General features: G+C 63.6%; 17 protein-coding genes. 1 reads left to right on the top strand and 16 read right to left on the bottom strand.

The features are described 5' to 3' along the window. Positions 1-3: 3 nt before the first annotated feature. The 9 genes from OQE62_RS07250 to cysM all read right to left on the bottom strand — a co-directional run bounded on the left by OQE62_RS07250 (position 4) and on the right by cysM (position 9,924). Positions 4-885, bottom strand: coding sequence for an NAD(P)-dependent oxidoreductase (locus OQE62_RS07250; RefSeq protein WP_265721345.1), 882 nt, complete (start codon positions 883-885; stop codon positions 4-6). 103 nt (positions 886-988) lie between these two features. Next, positions 989-1,789 carry an undecaprenyl-diphosphate phosphatase gene (locus OQE62_RS07245; RefSeq protein WP_265721344.1) on the bottom strand — a complete coding sequence of 267 codons (801 nt, stop codon included), beginning with the start codon at positions 1,787-1,789 and terminating at the stop codon, positions 989-991. A 7-nt stretch (positions 1,790-1,796) separates the two neighbouring features. Beyond that, entirely contained in the window at positions 1,797-2,510 is a 714-nt protein-coding gene (gene tsaB / locus OQE62_RS07240) for a tRNA (adenosine(37)-N6)-threonylcarbamoyltransferase complex dimerization subunit type 1 TsaB (protein ID WP_265721343.1), read from the bottom strand. Positions 2,511-2,662: 152 nt separating this feature from the next. Next, positions 2,663-3,412: a hypothetical protein gene (locus tag OQE62_RS07235; protein ID WP_265721342.1), complete on the bottom strand. Its 750-nt coding sequence runs from the start codon at positions 3,410-3,412 to the stop codon at positions 2,663-2,665. Between the two features lie 277 nt (positions 3,413-3,689). Then, the gene (gene hemH, locus OQE62_RS07230) at positions 3,690-4,694 is read right to left on the bottom strand and encodes a ferrochelatase (protein ID WP_265721341.1); all 1,005 of its coding nucleotides are present in this window, start codon (positions 4,692-4,694) and stop codon (positions 3,690-3,692) included. A 203-nt stretch (positions 4,695-4,897) separates the two neighbouring features. Continuing rightward, the gene (gene adk / locus OQE62_RS07225) at positions 4,898-5,551 is read right to left on the bottom strand and encodes an adenylate kinase (RefSeq protein WP_265721340.1); all 654 of its coding nucleotides are present in this window, start codon (positions 5,549-5,551) and stop codon (positions 4,898-4,900) included. Between the two features lie 196 nt (positions 5,552-5,747). Then, positions 5,748-6,560, bottom strand: coding sequence for a nucleoside triphosphate pyrophosphohydrolase (gene mazG / locus OQE62_RS07220; protein ID WP_265721339.1), 813 nt, complete (start codon positions 6,558-6,560; stop codon positions 5,748-5,750). A 215-nt stretch (positions 6,561-6,775) separates the two neighbouring features. Continuing rightward, entirely contained in the window at positions 6,776-9,022 is a 2,247-nt protein-coding gene (gene relA / locus OQE62_RS07215) for a GTP diphosphokinase (RefSeq protein ID WP_265721338.1), read from the bottom strand. Positions 9,023-9,030: 8 nt separating this feature from the next. Next, positions 9,031-9,924 carry a cysteine synthase CysM gene (gene cysM / locus OQE62_RS07210; protein WP_265721337.1) on the bottom strand — a complete coding sequence of 298 codons (894 nt, stop codon included), beginning with the start codon at positions 9,922-9,924 and terminating at the stop codon, positions 9,031-9,033. 194 nt (positions 9,925-10,118) lie between these two features. On the opposite strand from cysM, the gene OQE62_RS07205 reads away from it, so the two are divergent. Continuing rightward, positions 10,119-13,007: a response regulator gene (locus tag OQE62_RS07205; RefSeq protein WP_265721336.1), complete on the top strand. Its 2,889-nt coding sequence runs from the start codon at positions 10,119-10,121 to the stop codon at positions 13,005-13,007. Positions 13,008-13,135: 128 nt separating this feature from the next. On the opposite strand, the gene acpS is transcribed toward OQE62_RS07205, so the two are convergent. From acpS to lepA, 7 genes are all read right to left on the bottom strand, one after another. Beyond that, a complete protein-coding gene (acpS, locus tag OQE62_RS07200) occupies positions 13,136-13,570 on the bottom strand; it encodes a holo-ACP synthase (protein WP_265721335.1) in 435 nt (144 codons plus the stop codon). Continuing rightward, a complete protein-coding gene (gene recO / locus OQE62_RS07195) occupies positions 13,567-14,301 on the bottom strand; it encodes a DNA repair protein RecO (RefSeq protein WP_265721334.1) in 735 nt (244 codons plus the stop codon). Before recO ends, acpS begins: the two co-directional genes overlap by 4 nt. 148 nt (positions 14,302-14,449) lie before the next feature. Continuing rightward, positions 14,450-15,349, bottom strand: a complete 900-nt coding sequence (era, locus tag OQE62_RS07190; RefSeq protein ID WP_265721333.1) for a GTPase Era — start codon at positions 15,347-15,349, stop codon at positions 14,450-14,452. Between the two features lie 95 nt (positions 15,350-15,444). Beyond that, positions 15,445-16,128: a ribonuclease III gene (gene rnc / locus OQE62_RS07185; protein ID WP_265721332.1), complete on the bottom strand. Its 684-nt coding sequence runs from the start codon at positions 16,126-16,128 to the stop codon at positions 15,445-15,447. Continuing rightward, the gene (locus OQE62_RS07180) at positions 16,121-16,561 is read right to left on the bottom strand and encodes a DUF4845 domain-containing protein (RefSeq protein ID WP_265721331.1); all 441 of its coding nucleotides are present in this window, start codon (positions 16,559-16,561) and stop codon (positions 16,121-16,123) included. Before OQE62_RS07180 ends, rnc begins: the two co-directional genes overlap by 8 nt. A 30-nt stretch (positions 16,562-16,591) precedes the next feature. After that, a complete protein-coding gene (gene lepB / locus OQE62_RS07175) occupies positions 16,592-17,347 on the bottom strand; it encodes a signal peptidase I (RefSeq protein ID WP_265721330.1) in 756 nt (251 codons plus the stop codon). 98 nt (positions 17,348-17,445) lie between these two features. Next, a complete protein-coding gene (gene lepA / locus OQE62_RS07170) occupies positions 17,446-19,251 on the bottom strand; it encodes a translation elongation factor 4 (protein WP_265721329.1) in 1,806 nt (601 codons plus the stop codon). Positions 19,252-19,385: the final 134 nt, after the last annotated feature.

Genomic DNA, 19,385 nt, shown 5'->3' with positions numbered 1-19,385 from the left:
TGCTTAATCGAAAGAGCGCACATTGGTCAGGCGCGCCAACAGGCTGGAGGTATCCCAGCAGCCGCCGCCGAGGGCCTGTACCTCGCTGTAGAACTGGTCCACCAGCGCAGTGACCGGCAGCAGTGCGCCGTTGCGCTGGGCCTCGTCCAGCACGATGGACAGGTCCTTGCGCATCCAGTCCACGGCAAAGCCGTGTTCGTATTCGCCCGCGAGCATGGTCTTGTAGCGGTTTTCCATCTGCCAGCTCTGCGCCGCGCCCTTGGAGATCACCTCGATCACCTGCTCGGCGTCCAGGCCGGCGGCTTTGGCAAAATGCAGGCCTTCGGCCAGGCCCTGGACCAGGCCGGCGATACAGACCTGGTTGACCATCTTGCACAGCTGGCCGCTGCCTACCGGGCCCAGCAGATTGGCGGCCCGCGCGAAGCAGTCGATCAGCGGGCGGGCGCGTTCGAAATCTGTTTCCGCGCCGCCGACCATCACTGTCAGGGCCCCTTTCTCCGCGCCCGCCTGGCCGCCGGAGACCGGCGCATCGAGAAAGCCGATGCCCTTTTCCGCTCCGGCTGCGGCCAGTTCCCGCGCGACGTCGGCGGAGGCGGTGGTGTGGTCGACAAACAGCGCACCGCGGTCCATACCTGCGAAGGCGCCCTGCTCGCCTGCGACCACTTCGCGCAGGTCGTTATCGTTGCCGACACAGGCGAATACCACTTCGGCGCCGCGCGCCGCCTCCGCGGGCGTGGCGAAGGACTCGCCGGGATAATCCGCGAGCCACTGTTGCGCCCGGCTGGCGGTGCGGTTGTAGACCCGCACAGTGTGGCCGGCGCCGGCGAGGTGGCCGGCCATGGGGTAGCCCATGACGCCCAGGCCCAGGAATGCGACGGTTGTCATTTGATGCTCCTTGTTTGGTTCAGTGGCACAGTCGGGCGCCCTCTCCCCCGGCCCCTCTCCCGGAGGGAGAGGGGAGCTATGTTTGCAGCTTTGGGGAGAGCTTCTATCCCACCAGCATCCAGATCAAGCCCGCGCCCAGCAACAGGCGGTAGATCGCGAAAGGCGCCATGCCGATGCGGCTGATAAATTGCAGGAAGAAGTGGATGCAGAGATAGGCGCTGATACCGGACAACAGTGTGCCCAGCAGGATATCGCCCCAGGGTACCGGGCCCCGCTGTGTCGCCAGCTCGTAGGTCAGCAACATGGCGCTGAGCGCGATGATCGGGATCGACATCAGGAACGAAAAACGGGCGGCGTCCTCGCGTTTCATTCCCAGCATCAGGCCGGCGGTCATGGTGATACCGGAGCGGGAGGTGCCGGGGATCAGGGCCAGCGCCTGCGCCAGGCCGATCAGCAGTGCCTTTTTCCAGTCCAGCTCCGCCAGGGTCCGGGTGCGCACACCGCGCACATCGGCCCACCAGAGCAGCACGCCGAAACCGATGGTGGTGGCGGCGATCACCGCCGCCGAGCGCAGTTCCGTCTCGATAAATCCCTGGAAGGCCAGCCCCGCGAGACCCGCGGGGATGGTGGCGAGCGCGATCAGCCAGGCCAGGCGCCCGTCGTCAGTGAAGTTGCCGTCGGCAAAACCGCCCAGGCCGTCGCGAATCAGGGCCCAGACGTCGTTGCGGAAATAGACCATCACCGCTACCAGGGAGCCGAAATGTACCGCGACGTCGAAAGCCAGCCCCTGGTCGGGCCAGCCCAGTACCTGGTGGGGCAGTATCAGATGGGCCGAGCTGGAGATGGGCAGGAATTCGGTCAGGCCCTGGATCAGGGCCAGGATTACGATCTGAAAAATTTCCATGGATGACTTATCGCGCGCGGATTTTTTGTCGTTTTTTCCAGGTCACTTCGTTGCGCAGGTACAGCGGCTCCAGTTCCTCCGCCCGCACCGCGGCGCCACCCTGCAGCAGCGGCAGCGCCAGCTCGGCGATATCCCGCGCGTGAATCGCCGACTCGAGATCGGCTTCCCGCAGCGGCGCGCCGGCACGGTCGCTCGACGGTGCCAGATAGTGCCAGCCGGGACCGGCACCGTACAGCGGCTGCGGCAGGTCGGATTCACGCAATCGCTGCGCGACCTGATCCGGATCCTCTACCGCTTCCGGCAGCAGGCTGTCATTGGGCGCTTCCAATCCGTAAACGCTCCAGTAAAGCTGCTGCATACGCGCATCCAGGGCGCTGGCAATGGCGCCACCCCGCCATTCGGGGTGTGCCCGGCGGGCACCGGCCGCCAGTGCGGCCAGGCTGGAGACCGGCACCACCGGTTTGTCTGCGGCGAAGGCCAGCCCCTGGGCACAGCTGATGGCGATGCGCAGGCCGGTAAAAGAGCCGGGGCCGCGGCTAACCGCCAGCGCGTCCAGGTCCGCAAGCCGCAGGCCCGCATCCCCCAGCACCCGATCGACCATCGGCAGCAGGCGGCGGGTGTGGTCCCGCTCGGCCTTGACGAACTGCTCCGCTGTCCGGCCGTCGCAATGCAGGGCTACGGAACAGGCTCCGGAGGTGGTATCCAGGGCGAGAATCTTCACGGTGTCACTCGTTCTACAACTCGGTGGAGGCGAATTGTGTCACGGTCCGCGAGGCGAGTCATGTATCGCCGCGGACTGGATGCCGATGCGGCACTTTTCCCCTTCCCACAACGCAAAAGCCCCGGCAGTGCCGGGGCTCGGGATAGGCCGGATTACCGCTTCTTCGGCGGGCGACCGCGGCGCTTGGCCGTCTTGCGGGCTGCGGTCTTCTTGCCCACGGTCTGTTTCTTGGGCGGACGTCCGCGGCGCGCCGACTTCTTGGCGGTCGTCTTCTTTTTGGCCGTGGTCTTCCTGGCCGCAGACTTCCTGGGGCGACCGGTCTTTTTCTTGGCGGCCTTCTTGGCCGCTTTTTTGGCTTCCGCCTTGGCCTTGGCCGCAGCTTTCTTGTCCAGGGCCTTGACCTTGGCCGTCGCTTTCCTGGCGGCGGCCTTGACCTTGGTCTCGGCTTTGCGCTCGGCGGCCTTCAACTTCTTCGCATCGGCCCTGGCGCGGCTTTTCTTCCAGCGGGCTTCAAATGCCTTGAGTGCCGCAGCCAGATCCGTCTCGGCTTTTGCAGAGAGGTTCTCGGCCAGATCGCCAATTTTCTGCTTGGCCGCCTCTTCTGCCTGGCGCACGGCATCCATTGCCTTGGCTTTGGCCAGATCCTGTTTTGCCGACGCCACTTTGGCGCGCAAATCTTTGGCCTTGGCATTCGCATTGGTCAGCGATTGTTTTGCGGCCGCCGTGTTGCTCTTCTGAACCCGTGCCCGCGCTTTGGCAACCCGGTCGAGCTGTGTATCCAGTGACTTGGTCGCCGAATCGACCGCTTTCTGCGCCTTGTTCACTGCCGGAGAAACTGCAGCCGGAGCTTTCGCCTTGGCAGCGCGTTTGGTGCGCGCCTTCTTTTTCGCTACTCGTGCCATCCCTTGTCTCCTCTCTGAGTCGTTAGAACTGTCTCTGCAAACTCAAAAGTGTGTTGGTTTGCTGCTGAACAAGGGCCTCCCGCGGGCGGCCATACTGCAAATTCAGAGCGCGCCATAACGTTGAAAACGATACGGCTTTACCAAAGTTAATAAAAAACACCCGCTTTGCAAGAAAAAAAGGCAAAAAAGAAAGGATTTTTTTATAAAAAGTGTGTTTTTTTGAAAAATCGCCCGACAAATCCATTTTCGAACGCATTGGAGACGAAAATCCGGCGCGTTACCGCCGCGGTTTTGCCGGCAATTTTTCTCCCACAATGGTCGCCAGCATCTCGATATGGTCGGGGCGGATATTGAGGGCCGGAATATATCGGTACTGCCCGCCCCCGGCATCGATAAAGTTAGCGCGATTCTCCACAGAAATTTCTTCCAGCGTTTCCAGGCAGTCCGCGGAAAAGGCAGGACAGAGAACATCGACGCTGGACAGCCCCTTTTCACCCCATTCGATCAGGGTTTTATCAGTGTAGGGCTGCAGCCATTCCGCCTTGCCGAAGCGGGACTGGAAGCTGACCTGCCAGCGATCGCCACCCAACCCCAGTTCGGCGGCCAGGTGTTCGGCGGTTTCATGGCACTGGCGGTAATAGGGATCGCCCTTTGTCACATTTGCCCTGGGAATACCGTGGAAAGACAGCAACAACTTGTCCGCCTGTCCTTTCCTGTCCCAGAGTTCGCGAACGGAGGCGGCCAGCGCCCGGATATAGTGCGGGTGGCGATAGTAGTCGTGCACCAGGGAGATATCCGGCACATCCCGGCTGTTGCGGTAGATCTGCGCCACCCGGTCGTAGATGGCGGCGGTCGTAGTGGCGGAGTACTGCGGATAGAGCGGAAATACCAGGAAGGATTCGTAGCCTTGGCGGCGCAGCCGGTGGACAACGGAATCGAGACTCGGTTTGCCGTAGGTCATGGCATAGGTCACGGTAATATCCGGCCGTGTGTCCGCCAGGCGCTGCTGGAGCAGTTCCGCCTGCCTGCGTGTGTAATGGAGTATCGGCGAGCCCTCGACCGCCTCGCCGTCGGCGCTCCGCCCCCAGATTTCGCGATACGCGGGAGCGATTTTGCCCGGCCGCAGGGGCAATACCAGGCCGTACAGAATCGCCAGCCAGAGAGGGCGGGGAATTTCGACTACCCGCGGATCCGAAAGAAAATCGCCCAGAAACTGCCGCACGCCGCGGGCTGTCGGTTCCGCCGGCGTCCCCAGATTCATCAGAATGACCGCTGTCGACATGCAAATAACCCGTTTACTGACTGACACATCGGATGGTACCCGCAAGCCCCCGGCTACGCTAATTGGACGACGCAATGGCCGCAATTCATAACGGCGGGGATTGCCGTATTGATAACCGGAGGCCGCGGGGAAACCGGGAATGGCCCAAATCAAAAAAGGCCCCCAATCGGGAGCCTTCAGAAGGATTCAGTTGCACAGCCGGATCAGGACAGTGCCGCAAACACCTTCTCGCGAATTTCGTCCATGCTGCCGATGCCGGCAACCTTGCTGCATTTCGGCGCGCTTTCCGGGGCCCGCTCCGCCAGCTCGCGATAAAAGCCGACCAGCGGCTCTGTCTGTTCGTGGTAAACAGCCAGGCGGTTGCGCACGGTTTCCTCGGTGTCGTCGCTGCGCTGTACCAGCGGTTCGCCGGTGACGTCATCCACACCCTCCTGTTTGGGCGGATTGTAGTCGACGTGGTAGACGCGACCGGAACCCTCGTGCACACGGCGGCCGGACAGCCGCTTGACGATTTCCTCGTCGTCCACGGCAATCTCCAGCACGTGATCGATCCCGATCTCCGCATCCAGTAGCGCCTGGGCCTGGGGGATAGTGCGCGGGAAGCCGTCGAACAGGAAGCCGTTGGCGCAATCCGGCTGGGCAATACGCTCCTTGACCAGGGCGATGATCAGGTCGTCGGAGACCAGTTTGCCCGCTTCCATGATGTCCTTGGCCTGCAGCCCCAGCGGTGTGCCCGCCTTGACTGCAGCGCGCAGCATATCGCCGGTGGAGATCTGCGGGATGCCGAACTTCTCTGTAATGAACTGTGCCTGGGTCCCCTTGCCGGCCCCCGGCGCTCCCAAGAGAATGATTCGCATGGTCGGATTGCCTCCAGATTATGCCAGCGTGTCAATAGCCGCCGCGTGAAAAGAGCGCTACCTTACACCTTGCCCCTGTGGGGGGCAAGGTTGCGGGTGGTGAACGGCCGCTGAGTGGCCGGCGGGCCCGGGGGTGGCGGGCGCGCTCGCGCCGGCACTGGCCATCGATCACCGCCACAGCGGCCGCAAGGCGCTCCTACTCGCCGCTCTTGGCCCGCTCCCAGAGCGCATCCAGCTCCGCCAGGGAAGCTTCCGCCGGTGTCCGCCCCCGGCTGTGCAGCGAGGCTTCCACGGCATTGAAACGCCGCTCGAATTTGCGGTTGCAGCCGCGCAGCGCCGCCTCCGGATCCACTTTCAGGTGGCGGGCGGCGTTGGCGCAGGAAAACAGCAGATCGCCCAGTTCCTCGCCGGCGTGCTCCCGGTCGCCTGCAGCAACGGCCTCGCGCAGCTCGCCGATTTCCTCTTCGATTTTGTCCAGCACACCGTCGATATCCGGCCAGTCGAAACCGACCCGGGAGGCTCGCTTCTGCAGTTTGGCGGCGCGAGTCAACCCCGGCAGGCCGAGGGCAACGCCGTCCAGGGTGCCGGACTCGCCTTTCGCGCCCCGCTCTTCCGCCTTGATCGCCTCCCAGTTCTGATTCACCCGGGTTTCGTCGATAGACTCGCCGCTGTTGTCGCCATACAGCTCGCCACTGGGAAATACATGCGGGTGGCGGCGCACCAGTTTGTGCACCAGGGTGTCGACGATGCGGGAAAAGTCGAAATGCCCCGCTTCGCGGCCCAACTGGGCGTAGAAGATGACCTGGAACAGCAGGTCACCCAGCTCTTCGTGCAGGTGTTCGAAATCCTTCGACTCGATGGCCTCGGCGACTTCGTAGGCCTCCTCGATAGTGGAGGGAACGATAGTGGAGAAATCCTGTTTCAGGTCCCAGGGGCAACCACCGTCGGGGTTGCGCAGTTGGGCCATCAGGTGGAGCAGGTCTTCGGTGGTGTATCTATCGTCTTGCACAGTGTTTCCTTCTCCGTAGGGTGCGCCGCGCGCACCGATAGTTCAGATGGTGCGCGACCGCCATAGATGGCGGGAATGCAGAAAACGCAGGAGCAGTTTTCTGCCACGGCGCACCCTGCGCGGGCCTGCGGCCCGGGCCCTCTCCCCCAGCCCCTCTCCCGGAGGGAGAGGGGAGCTAACCTTTCAGGCTATGGAGCCGTTCCCGCATTCCACATTCAGTGCAATATCCGCCGCTTGGCCGAGGCCACGTTCGGCAACTGGTTGATGCGGTGCAGTACGCGGCTCAGCTCCTCGAAGCCGTGCACCTCGGCCGTGAGCACCATATCCACCGTGTGTTTGTGCTTGTTGGAGCGGGTCTGCATGGCGGTGATGTTGACGCGCTGACTGTCGAGCATGGCGGTGATATCCCGCAGCAGGCCGTGGCGGTCGTAGGCTTCGATCATGATCTCCACGGCGTAGAGCTCTTTGGGTTTTTTCGCCCACTCCACCTGCAGCACCCGCTCGTGCTCCTCCGACTGCATACGCAGCATATTGGCGCAGTCCTTGCGGTGAATGGAGACACCGCGGCCGAGAGTGATATACCCCATGATCTCGTCGCCGGGTACCGGATTGCAGCAGCGGGCAATATGGGTCATCAGGTTGCCGACGCCGTCGATATAGACATCGGCCTTGCCCTCGCCCCGGGCCACCGAGGCGGTGAGTGACGGCTCCACTTCCACCCGGTCGACCCGCACCATGCGCTGGGCCGCATTCAGCACCTGCCCGACACCGATATCGCCGGCGCCCACGGCGGCGTATAGGTCGTCCAGGGAGTGCATGTTCAGCTTTTTTGCCAGTTTTTCGAAATCGAAATCGATTAGCGCCAACTGTTTGAACTCGCCGTCGAGAATACTGCGGCCATCGGCGATATTCTGGTCCCGCGCCTGCTGCTTGAACCAGTGAATGATCTTGGCGCGGGCGCGGGAAGTGGTGATATAGCCCATGCCGGCAGAGAGCCAGTCGCGGCTGGGCGACTCGCTCCGGCCGGTGAGGATTTCCACCTGGTTGGCGGTCTGTAGTTCGCAGTTCAGCGGCACGATGCGGCCGTCCACCTTGGCACCGCGGCAGCGGTGGCCGATTTCGGTGTGAATCTTGTAGGCGAAGTCCAGCGGCGTGGCGCCGCGGGGCAGATCCACCACGTGGCCATCCGGGGTAAACACATAGATGCGGCTGTCCGCCTCACTCGAGCGGAGCTGCTCCTGCAGCGGGTTGCCGCCCACTTCCTCGTGCCAGTCGAGCACCTGGCGCAGCCAGGAAATCTTCTGTTCGTAGCCGTCCTGGCCATCGGATTTCTCGTCCGTACCCTTGTAGCGCCAGTGGGCACAGACACCGTACTCGGCCTCCTCGTGCATGGCGAAGGTGCGGATCTGTACTTCGAGCACCTTGCGCTCCGGGCCGATCACGGCGGTGTGCAGGGAGCGGTAGCCGTTTTCCTTGGGCGAGGCGATGTAATCGTCGAATTCGTTGGGGATGTTGCGCCACAGGTTGTGCACTATGCCCAGCACCGCGTAACAATCGCGCACCGTGGGCACCAGGATGCGCACCGCGCGGATATCGTAGACCTGGGAGAAACCGATACTCTTGCGGCGCATCTTGCGCCAGATACTGTAGATATGCTTCGCGCGGCCGTAGACTTCGCCGTGGATATCCGCCCGCGCCAGTTCATCCCGCAGCAGTTCCTGTACCTGATCGATGTATTTCTGCCGCGCCAGCCGCTTTTCGTCCAGCAGGCGCGCTATCTGCATATAGTCGTCCGGCTCCAGGTAGCGGAACGACAAATCTTCCAGCTCCCACTTGATATGGCCGATGCCCAGGCGGTGGGCCAGCGGCGCGTAGACATCGGCCACCTCGCGCGCGACCCGTCGGCGCTTGGCCGGCTCGGCATTTTTGGCCGCGCGGATGGCGCAGGTGCGCTCGGCCAGCTTGATCAGCGCCACGCGCACATCGTCCACCAGCGCCACCAGCATACGGCGGATATTTTCCGAATGCTCCTCCACCGCAGTGCCCTGGCGCTCGTCGCCAGTATCGGCGCTGCGGCTGCGGATCGCCGCCATACGCAACACGCCGCGGATCAGCTTGGCGACCTTCTTGCCGAACTGGTCCTCGACGGTTTTCAGTTCCAGGCGTTTTTCGCGCACCGCGCGGTAGAGCACCGCGGCGATCAGCGCCTCGGCATCGATCTGCAGGTCGGCGAGGATCTCGGCCATCTCCAGGCCGGTGGCAAAACTGCTGGCGCCCTCGGCCCAGATATTTTCGGCGGCGATGGCCCGCTTCTCGGCCTCCGCGCTCACCTCGGCGGCGCGGCGCAGCGTGACCAGGGCGCCGCCGTCGAGACCGGCGAGCGTCTGCACATGGCGCAGCCAGGATTCCAGATCCAGCTCGCCGTCCGCACCGATAGAGTGATGTTTTCTGACTTGAACCATCGGGGGCTCTACGATTCGTTGAACAGGCCGGAGGACAGGTAGCGGTCGCCGCGATCGCAGACGATGGCGACGATGGTGGCATTTTCCAATTCCGCCGACAGGCGCAGGGCGCCGGCCACGGCACCACCGGAGGAGACGCCGGCGAAGATGCCCTCCTCGCGCGCCAGGCGGCGGGCCATCTCTTCCGCTTCCCGCTGCTCCATATCGATCACCCGGTCCACTTCCTCGGGGACAAAGATTTCCGGCAGGTATTCCCGGGGCCAGCGGCGGATACCGGGAATACTGGAACCCTCGGTGGGCTGCAGGCCGACAATCTGTATCGCGGGATTCTGTTCTTTCAGGTAGCGACCGCAGCCCATGATGGTACCGGTGGTGCCCATGGAGGACACAAAGTGGGTAATGCGGCCGCCGGTCTGGCGCCAGATCTCCGCGCCGGTACCCTCGTAGTGGGCCCGCGGGTTGTCGCCGTTGGCGAACTGGTTCAGTACCAGGCCGCGCCCTTCCGACTGCATTTCCAGTGCCAGGTCGCGCGCGCCCTCCATGCCCGCTTCCGCGCTCACCAGGATCAGCTCGGCGCCGTAGGCTCTCATACCCGCCTTGCGCTCCTCGGTGGCGCTCTCGGGCATGATCAGGATCATACGGTACCCCTTGATGGCAGCCGCCATGGCCAGGGCGATGCCGGTGTTGCCGCTGGTAGCCTCGATCAGTGTATCGCCGGGGCCAATCCGGCCGCGGGCCTCGGCGTGCTGGATCATCGACAGTGCCGGGCGGTCTTTGACCGAACCGGCGGGATTGTTCCCCTCCAGCTTGAGCAGGACGGTGTTGCTCGTATCGCCCGGCAGGCGCTGTAAGCGTATCAGCGGGGTATTGCCCACACAGTCGGCAATCGTGGGGTAATCCATAGCGTGTCCGAAACCTGACAAAAACGGTGCGCCATTCTACCCTCCGCACCCCGCGCCTGCGAACCTCCGCCTATAACGGTTTGTTAGCGGCATATACAGATCCCGGTGCGATCGTGGCACCCCGCAGTGCAATATCCGGACTGGAAGAGTAGAATCGAACAAAAATAACACGACCGATAAGAACCGATTTCGCCATGGCCGCATCCCCGCCCCCAGAGCCGGTACAGGATCTGCCGCCCCGGTTGCACTCACTGCGCGCAATCCTGTTTCGCTTTACCCTCGCCCCGGCTCTGGTCCTGGCGCTGGTGCTGGCCGTTGTCTTCTCCCTGCAGCAGATGAACGACCGCCGCCAGTTGCTGCTGGCCCACGGCCGCGCCAGCGCGGAACAGCTGGCGGAGCTGCTCGAGCTCTCCGGCGGACAACCCACCGAATTGCGCCGGGAGTGGCTGCACCAGAGCCTGCTGTCCCTGATGCTGGAAAAGGACATGGTGCGCTCGGTGCATATCTACACCAGCGACCACAAGGAACTCGACCCGGCCACCGACCTGTACGAGCTGGCCGGTGTCGGGCCCAGCCCGCGGACGGCGCTCACCGCGGCGGAGCTCCACGGGCGCGAACCGTTGATGCTGGAAAAGGGCGGCAGCCTGCAGGTGCTGCACCCGCTGGAAGGCCGTGAAATCACCTGCTGGATCAGCATCGAGCTGCACCGCCCCTACTTCATCATCGGCACCTACCAGGTCGTACTGGCGGGCCTGCTGGCAGCCATTATCTGTACCCTGGGGGCACTCATCTGGTCCACCTTCATCTCCGAACACTTCGCCCGCCGCCTGGCGCAGATCGGCGAAAAGCTGGAGCGGATCGGCAACGGCCAGTTCGATACGCGGGTAGGGGCAATGGAGACCCGGGAACTGAACCGAGTGGGCGAGCAGATCAACGGCATGGCGGAAAACCTGGCCGGCTATCAGCGGGAGTACAAGTCCAACCTGCTGCAGTCGATGGAGGATCTGCGCCAGTCCCTCGACAGCATGGAGGAGCAGAATATCGAGCTGGATCTGGCGCGCAAGAAGGCGCTGGAGGCCAGCCGGGTCAAATCCAATTTCCTCGCCAACACCAGCCACGAGATCCGCACCCCGTTGAACGGTATCATCGGCTTCACCAACCTGCTGCTGAAAACCGATATTGATGAACTGCAGCAGGACTACCTGCAGACGATCCTGCGCTCGTCGGAAAACCTGCTCACCACCATCAACGACATTATGGATTTCTCGCGCATCGAGTCCGGGAATCTGGTGCTGGACCATATTCCCATGAATCCCGGCCAGTTGCTCGAGGAAACCCTGCAGATCCTCGCCCCCTTCGCCTACGAGCACCACCTGGAACTGGTGCCACTGATCGACAACCAGCTGCCCGACACCCTGGTCGGCGACCCGCTGCGGATCAAGCAGATTCTCACCAACCTGGTGGGCAATGCGGTGCGCAACTCCACCGACGGCAATATTCCGGTGCGCATGAGCGTGCAGAGCGGCAAGGACTCGGAACTGCTGGTGCGCATCAGCGTCACCGACCTGGGCAACCGCATCGACGAACAGGGTCGCCGCGAACTGCAGCAACTGCTCGACAACAGGAAACAGCCGCGCAGCCAGCAGATCAGCAACAATGGTCTGGGACTGGCCATCGCCCGCAGCCTGATCGAGCGCATGCACGGCACTATCGGCATCGACGAGGCGGCCGGCGGCGGCGCTACTTTCTGGGTCCACCTGCCACTGCTGCTGGAACGCAACCGCACCCTGCCCGCGCGCGACCGGTTCCCCGGCAGCCGCATCCTGGTCGCCGACCCCAACCGCATGACCCGCATGCAGGTGGCACAGCTGCTGAAATTCTGGCAGGTGGAGCCGATCGAACTGAGCGACACCGCCACCCTGCAACCGGCGGTAGAGCAGATGTGGCGACACGACGCATTGCCGGATGCAGTGATCATCGACACCGCCATCGCCGACGGCGATTTCCAGTGGTTTATCGGCACCGTGCAGCAACTGGTGGACACCTACCAGTGCCGGGCCATCCTACAGGGCTCGCCGGTGGAGCTGCGCCGCTGCTACGAGCAGTTGCGCACCCGGGTGCTCACCTTCCTCGGCAAGCCGGTCACCCGCGACAGCCTGCTGCGGGCGGTCAAGCGGACCGCCCCCAACCACGGCCAGAGCCGCCCCAGTGGCACCCACCCGATCCTGCCCTGGTCAGCGGCGCCGCGGGTGCTGGCTGTCGACGACCACGAGGCAAACCGCCTGCTGGTCTGCGAACTGCTGCGGGGCCAGGGCATAGACGTGGTCGCCGCCGCCAGTGGCGAGGAGGCCATCGAATACTGGCGCGAGGCCGGCGAGCGGAAAGAGGGGTTCGACCTGATCTTCATGGACATACAGATGCCGGACATGGACGGCATCGAGGCCACCCGACGCATCCGCGAACTGGAGAGTGGCGACCGCATCCCCGTCATCGCCCTGACCGCTCACGCCGGCGCCGAAGAGAAGGCGCGCCTGCTCTCCGCCGGCCTCGACGACTATCTCAGCAAGCCGGTCAGCGAGGCGCAGCTGGACCATATGATCAAACGCTGGATGAAGATCCTCTCTCCCCCGGCGCCGCCACCGAACGTGGAGCGCCCCGGCCCGCGCCTGGTGGATATCGGGGACAGCCTGAGCCTCAGCAACAACGACGCCGCCCTTGCCCGCGACATGCTGCAGATGCTGATCAAGGGGCTGATCCAGGACGAACAGGAGTTGAATCACCTGCGCAGCGCCGGCGACCACAAGGCGCTGTTCGAGCTGGTGCACCGGATGCACGGCGGTTGCTGCTATTGCGGCGTGCCCCGCCTGCGAAAAGCCACCGCCAGCCTGCAGGAGCACCTGCGGCCTCTGCAGGACGACGACGGGGCGGAGATAGACCAGAAGCTGGTGGATGCCGCAGCGCGGGAAATCCGCGCGCTGCGGGAGTGGGCTTCGGAGCAGGATCTGGATGTGTTGTTTGGGTTGTCGGGACCCGGGAGCGCGGGCGAACCCGCTGCCGCCAGCGAATCCATCGCCCGCGACTGAACGCCGCCGCAATAGCCGGAATCCGGGCTCCTACGGTAAAAACGATCTGGGTAGGATGGGCAAAGCGCAGCGTGCCCATCAAAGCGCCGCAAGATACGTCGCTGCGCTCCTTTGCCCATCCTACAGACTCAGGCGGAGCCACTTTCCCCGGATCCCGGGTCCCGACGGTCCCGGGTCCCGCCACCCTCAAAAACCACAAACGCCAGCGCAAAATCCCGCTCGTCCGACAGCGTCAGGTGAATGCGGTCCACGCCCATACGCTCCGCCCGCACCTGCGCCTCGCCACTCAGGAACACCTGCGGCCCCTGCCCGCGCCGTCGGCGCACCTCGATATGCTGCCAGGAGATACCGGCGCCGATGCCGGTGCCCAGCGCCTTGCCCAGCGCCTCCTTGGCGGCGAAGCGCTTGCACAGGTAGGCGGCGCGATTGGGAATGGCCAGCTCGGCGAAGGCCGCGCGCTCGCCCCTGCACAACACCCGCTCCACAAAGCGGTCGCCGAAGCGCCGCCAGGCGGCCTCGACGCGGGTATAACTGCAGATATCCGTTCCGATACTGACGATCATTGTTTCCGGTAAACCTGTCTGAAGAGTTCGCGGCTCTGCAACGGCTTTTCGCCCAACAGCGGTGCCAGCAGCAGCCGCGTGAGGCGCTTGGCGGCGGGCAGCAGTTCCGGCGCCAGTTCGCCGCTGTCGACGGCGCGCTCCAGCGCCAGCAGGTCCGCGCCGGCAAACTCACCGGCAGGCCGTCGCGCATTTGCCGGGCGCACCACCGGCACAAAGCCGATCTCGTTTTCGAGCCGATAAGTACCGCCGGTGGCCACCGGCCCCTGTGACTGGGCGCAGTAGCCCAGTGGCGGGCAACTGCCGAGCTGGTACAGCAACTGCAGCTCGAAACGCCGCAGCGGCGTCTCCAGTTGCTCCGAGCTGCTGCCGTCGAGTCCGGCCAGGGCCTGCAGTAGTGTCTGGTAGGCGGCGAACACAGCGTATTGCGCCTCGCCCACCGGCAGCAGCCGCATCAGTAGCTCGTTGACGTAGAGACCGCCGTAGACCGCGCGCCCTTTCAGCCACAGCGGCGCACCGGCACTCTCCACCGGCCCCAGGGTTTTCAGGTCGCCGCGACCGAGCATGGTGACCAGCAATGGCGAAAAGGGTTGCAGGGAGTGCCGGCGGCGCTGCTTGTCCCGCCGCGCCCCCCGGGCCACACAGCCGATTCGGCCCTGCTCCGGTGTCAGCAGTTCCAGGATCAGGCTGGAGTCGCGATAGGGGCGGGTGTGCAGGATATAGGCGGGTTGCATAAGTCAGGGAGCGGGACCATCGGGGCCCGGGACCCGGGACCCGGGAGCGCGATCGAGAATAGCGGCGGGTAAGTGTTCTGCGCCCGGCCACCGCGGGCGCCGGAAGACGCGATACGCCTGCCCGTATCCCCGGAGCATCCCGCCCCCCCTAGTCATGCCGATACCCCAGGCTACGCAGTGCCCGCTCGTCGTCCGACCAGCCACTTTTCACCTTGACCCACAAGTTCAGCATTACCTTGCTGTCGAACAGCCGCTCCATATCCTGCCGCGCCTGGCTGCCGATCTGTTTGATACGCTCGCCCTTGTTGCCGATGATAATGCGCTTCTGCCCGGAGCGCTCCACCAGGATCGCGGCGCTGATATGCAGTATCGGGCCATCCTGGTCGAACTCCTCCACCTCCACGGTGACCTGGTAGGGCACTTCGGCGCCCAGTTGTCGCATGACTTTCTCGCGCACGATTTCGGCGGCCAGGAAACGCGAGCTGCGGTCGGTGATCTGGTCTTCGGGGAAAAAATGCTGGCCCTCCGGCAGTCGCTCCACAATCACCTCTTCCAGGGTATCCAGGTTGAGGCCGCGCAGTGCCGAGATGGGTACGATTTCCGCCTGCGGATGCTGTTCCGCCAGGGCCTGTAGCTGGGGTAACAACTCGCCCTTGTCGCCGAACTGGTCGGCTTTGTTGACGGCGATGATCAACGGGGTCTTCAGCCCCCGCAGCTTGTCCGCCACCAACTGATCGCCCTGCGTCCAGCGGGTCCGCTCGACCACGAATACCACCACATCCACATCCCGCGCGGCGCTCTTGGCAGCGCGGTTCATATAGCGGTTGATGGCCTTGTCGGCATCCCCGTGCAGGCCGGGGGTGTCGACAAAGACGATCTGGTTGGGCCCCTCTGTCTTGATTCCCAGCATATTGTGCCGGGTGGTCTGGGGCTTGCGCGAGGTAATCGCCAGTTTCTGCCCCAACAGATGGTTCAGCAGCGTGGACTTGCCGACGTTGGGACGTCCGACGATGGCGACATAGCCGCAGCGGGTGGCTTGATCGTTCAAAAAATTCTCCGAAATTGGCCCGATGTAGGGGCGAACCTTGTGTTCGTCCGGGGGCTGCAGTGGACACTGTCTATTGGGCGAACACAGGTTCGCCCCTATACCCCGAGTCCCGTCAACCTATTGTAGGCTTCGGTGGCGGCCGCCTTCTCGGCGGCACGGCGGCTGCCCGCTTCGCCCCGCGCCGGACCGTGGAGCCCCTCGACCCGGCACTCGACGACAAAATTCTGCGCGTGTTCCGCGCCACCGATATTCACCACCCGGTACTCCGGCAGCGGCCGCCCCTTGGCCTGCAACCATTCCTGCAGACGCGTCTTGGGATCCTTGGCGGTTTCCAGAGAGAGCCCCTGCAGGCGCGAGGCGAACCAGTCCAACACCCGTTCGCGCGCCTTTTCCAGGCCCGCATCCAGGTAGATGGCGCCGATCAGTGCCTCCACGGCATCGGCGAGGATGGACGCCCGGCGGAAGCCGCCGCTCTTCATCTCGCCCTCGCCCAGGCGCAGGCAGTCACCCAGCTCCATTTCCCGCGCCAGCTCGGCCAGGGTCTCGCCGCTCACCAGTTGCGCGCGCAGCCGGCTCAGCTGCCCCTCGCGCCCGCGCGGAAACTGCTCGAACAGCGCCGCGCCGATGGTGAAGCCCAGGATGGAGTCGCCGAGGAATTCCAGCCGCTCGTTGTTACGGCTGCCGTGGGAGCGGTGGGTCAGCGCCAGCTCCAGCAGTTCCCGGCGCACAAAGGTATGGCCGAGCCGCTGGCTCAGCCGGTCGAGCAACAGGTCAGTCACGTTTGCGGAATTGCTCCAGGTCTACCGTCGGCTCACAGCAGAGATCTGCCCTGGCTGTATTGAGCTGTTTGTTGAATTTCATTACCACGTCCACGTTGTAGAACAACGGTTGGCGCAGTTCGTAGTCCACGCTCACCAACATGCTGTCGGCGCCGCGGAGAATCCGCACCGATTCAGTGGGCTCACCGCGCACATTGTTGATCAGGAAAAAGCGATCCAGCTCCTTCTTGATCTCGCCGCGGCTCATATCCCGCAAGCCGGGATTCTCCGACAGGTCGCGCAAGCCCTCGTCCACATAGTAGGCGTCGATATAGGCCGGCCCCATCTTGGATGCGCAGGTCAGGATAAAACCGAATATGGCCACAATACCCAGCCAGCCCCAGTAGCTCATACCGCGCTGGCGACGCAGGGAAGAACGGATTTGCCTACCCATGAACCTTTCCTCTGTTTTTCTTCTTGGAGATTATTCGATTTTGCCCACGCGACTGAAGCTGGGCAGACTCAACAGCTGGTCCCAGTGCATCCAGATCGCGAAGGCCTTGCCCACCACATCGCGCTCGGGCACAACGCCCCACTTGCGGCTGTCCAGGCTGTTGTCGCGGTTGTCGCCCATCATGAAGTAGTGGCCATCGGGTACGGTTGTGCTGAAGTTGCTGAAATCGCCCCCGTGCACACGCTTGGCCATCAGGTGCCGGCGACCGTAGATCTCCTCCCACATGACTTCCACTTCCGGGGCCGCCGGCGGCAGCGCCTGCAGCAGCTGCTGGGGTGCGCGTTCGCCGTTGATATAGAGCACGTTGTTTTTCAGTTCGACTTTGTCACCGGGCAGGCCGATCACCCGCTTGATGAAGTAGGTATCGTTCATGTGCGGCGGGAAGAACACCATCACATCCCCCCGTTCGGGCTCACCCAGGTCCACCACTTTGGACCGCGAAACCGGCAGGCGCAGCCCGTAGGCGAATTTGTTCACGAGGATAAAATCGCCCACCTGCAGTGTCGGCACCATGGAGCGCGACGGAATCTGGAAAGGCTCCACCACGAAGGAGCGCAGGATGAATACGATCGCCAGCACCGGGAAAAAGGACTTGGCGTATTCCACCAGTACCGGTTCTCCCGCATCCCGCTTGCGACGGCGCGCGAAAAACAGGCTGTCCACCAGCCAGATAACGCCGGTGATGGTCACCAGCCAGAGCAGTATCAGCGGGAAGTTGATATCCATGAGTTTTCCGACTTTATTAAATCTATGCCAGTCTCGGCGAAGTGGTTAGCAGTCGGTGACCGGTGGGGTCGCCGGACTCTGCCGCCACTGACCACCGATTACTGATCCACTTTCAAAACAGCCAGGAAGGCCTCCTGCGGCACTTCCACGCGGCCCAGCTGCTTCATGCGCCGCTTGCCGGCCTTCTGTTTTTCCAGCAGTTTTTTCTTGCGCGTCACATCGCCGCCGTAGCACTTGGCGGTTACATTCTTGCGCAGCGCTTTCACCGTGGTGCGTGCCACCACCTGGCCGCCGATAGCCGCCTGGATGGCGACGTCGAACATCTGCCGCGGGATCAGTTCTTTCATCTTCTCCGCCATGGCGCGGCCCTTCTGCTGGGCGGTGTCGCGGTGCACGATCAGGGCCAGGGCGTCGACGCGGTCGCCGTTGATGAGAATATCCAGGCGCACCAGGTTTGCCGCGTCGAAACGCACAAAATTGTAATCCAGCGAGGCGAAACCGCGGCTCACGGATTTTACCCGATCGAAGAAGTCCATCACCACTTCGCTCATGGGCAGTTCGTAGCGCAGGGCCACCTGGTTGCCGACATACTGCATGTCTTTCTGCAGACCGCGTTTTTCCACGCACAGGGTAATCACATTACCCAGGAATTCCTGCGGCACCAGCACGTTGACCTCGGCGATCGGCTCGCGCATCTCCGCGATGGAGGCCACTTCCGGCAGGCTGGAGGGGTTGTCCACCGACATCGCGGAACCGTCGTTCAGCTCCACCTCGTAGACCACGGTGGGGGCGGTGGTGATCAGGTCGAGATCGTACTCCCGCTCCAGCCGCTCCTGGATGATCTCCATGTGCAGCATGCCCAGGAAACCACAGCGGAAACCGAAGCCGAGGGCGTCGGAGGTCTCCGGCTCGAAAAACAGCGAGGCATCGTTCAGGGACAGCTTTTCCAGCGCGTTGCGAAAGGCCTCGTAGTCGTCGGAACTGACCGGGAAGAGGCCGGCAAAGACCTGCGGTTTCACCTTCTGGAAGCCCGGCAGCATCGGCACGTCCTCGACGCCCTTGGCGTGGGCCAGGGTATCGCCCACCGGCGCGCCGTGGATGTCCTTGATACCGGCGACCACAAAGCCCACCTCGCCAGCGCGCAGGATGCCGGTGGCGTGGCGCTTGGGCGTGAAGATACCCACGCTGTCGACCACGTGGCTGCGGCCGATGGACTTGGTCACGATCTTGTCCTTGGTCTTCAGGGTGCCGGCAACCACCCGCACGAGGGACACCACCCCCAGGTAGGGGTCGAACCAGGAGTCGATGATCAGCGCCTGCAGCGGTGCCTCCACATCGCCCTCGGGCGGCGGTACCAGGCGCACCAGATCCTCGAGTACGTCCTCGACACCGAGACCGGATTTGGCGCTACAGCGGGTGGCTTCGGTGGCATCGATACCGATGATGTCCTCGATTTCCTCGGACACCTGGTCCGGCTCCGCCTGGGGCAGGTCTATCTTGTTCAATACCGGGATTACCTCCAGCCCCTGCTCGATTGCGGTGTAGCAGTTGGCCACGGACTGGGCCTCCACACCCTGGGCCGCATCCACCACCAGCAGCGCGCCCTCACAGGCGGCCAGGGAACGGGATACCTCGTAGGAGAAGTCCACATGGCCCGGCGTGTCGATAAAGTTCAGCTGGTAAGTCCTGCCGTCCCGCGCCTTGTAATCCAGGGTCACGCTCTGGGCCTTGATGGTAATCCCGCGCTCCCGCTCCAGGTCCATGCTATCCAGCACCTGTTCGGCCATTTCCCGCTGCGTCAGCCCGCCACAGACCTGGATAAACCGGTCCGCCAGCGTGGATTTGCCGTGGTCGATATGGGCAATGATGGAGAAGTTGCGGATATGGGACAGATCTGTGGCCACGTGAGGGGTGAAATCCTTTGAAAATCAGTTTGTTAGCCGGCAGGTACGCCGGTAGCGTGGCGCAAGTCTATCAGGAGTCGGGACCCGGAACCATCGGGGCCCGGGACCGGGGAACGCGAGCGAAGCCCCTGCTA

The organism is Microbulbifer halophilus (assembly GCF_026183675.1).
GTDB lineage: Bacteria > Pseudomonadota > Gammaproteobacteria > Pseudomonadales > Cellvibrionaceae > Microbulbifer > Microbulbifer halophilus.
The sequence above is the reverse complement of the archived record's forward strand: the minus strand, read 5'-3'. Positions and strand labels throughout refer to the sequence as shown.

Bases quoted from the DNA above. Each gene is read 5' to 3' on its own strand.
- OQE62_RS07235 (WP_265721342.1), bottom strand. From the start codon at position 3,412: ATGGCACGAGTAGCGAAAAAGAAGGCGCGCACCAAACGCGCTGCCAAG.
- hemH (WP_265721341.1), bottom strand. From the start codon at position 4,694: ATGTCGACAGCGGTCATTCTGATGAATCTGGGGACGCCGGCGGAACCG.
- OQE62_RS07245 (WP_265721344.1), bottom strand. From the start codon at position 1,789: ATGGAAATTTTTCAGATCGTAATCCTGGCCCTGATCCAGGGCCTGACC.
- recO (WP_265721334.1), bottom strand. From the start codon at position 14,301: ATGCAACCCGCCTATATCCTGCACACCCGCCCCTATCGCGACTCCAGC.
- OQE62_RS07250 (WP_265721345.1), bottom strand. From the start codon at position 885: ATGACAACCGTCGCATTCCTGGGCCTGGGCGTCATGGGCTACCCCATG.
- OQE62_RS07180 (WP_265721331.1), bottom strand. From the start codon at position 16,561: ATGGGTAGGCAAATCCGTTCTTCCCTGCGTCGCCAGCGCGGTATGAGC.
- relA (WP_265721338.1), bottom strand. From the start codon at position 9,022: ATGGTTCAAGTCAGAAAACATCACTCTATCGGTGCGGACGGCGAGCTG.
- OQE62_RS07205 (WP_265721336.1), top strand. From the start codon at position 10,119: ATGGCCGCATCCCCGCCCCCAGAGCCGGTACAGGATCTGCCGCCCCGG.
- adk (WP_265721340.1), bottom strand. From the start codon at position 5,551: ATGCGAATCATTCTCTTGGGAGCGCCGGGGGCCGGCAAGGGGACCCAG.
- cysM (WP_265721337.1), bottom strand. From the start codon at position 9,924: ATGGATTACCCCACGATTGCCGACTGTGTGGGCAATACCCCGCTGATA.
- lepB (WP_265721330.1), bottom strand. From the start codon at position 17,347: ATGGATATCAACTTCCCGCTGATACTGCTCTGGCTGGTGACCATCACC.
- acpS (WP_265721335.1), bottom strand. From the start codon at position 13,570: ATGATCGTCAGTATCGGAACGGATATCTGCAGTTATACCCGCGTCGAG.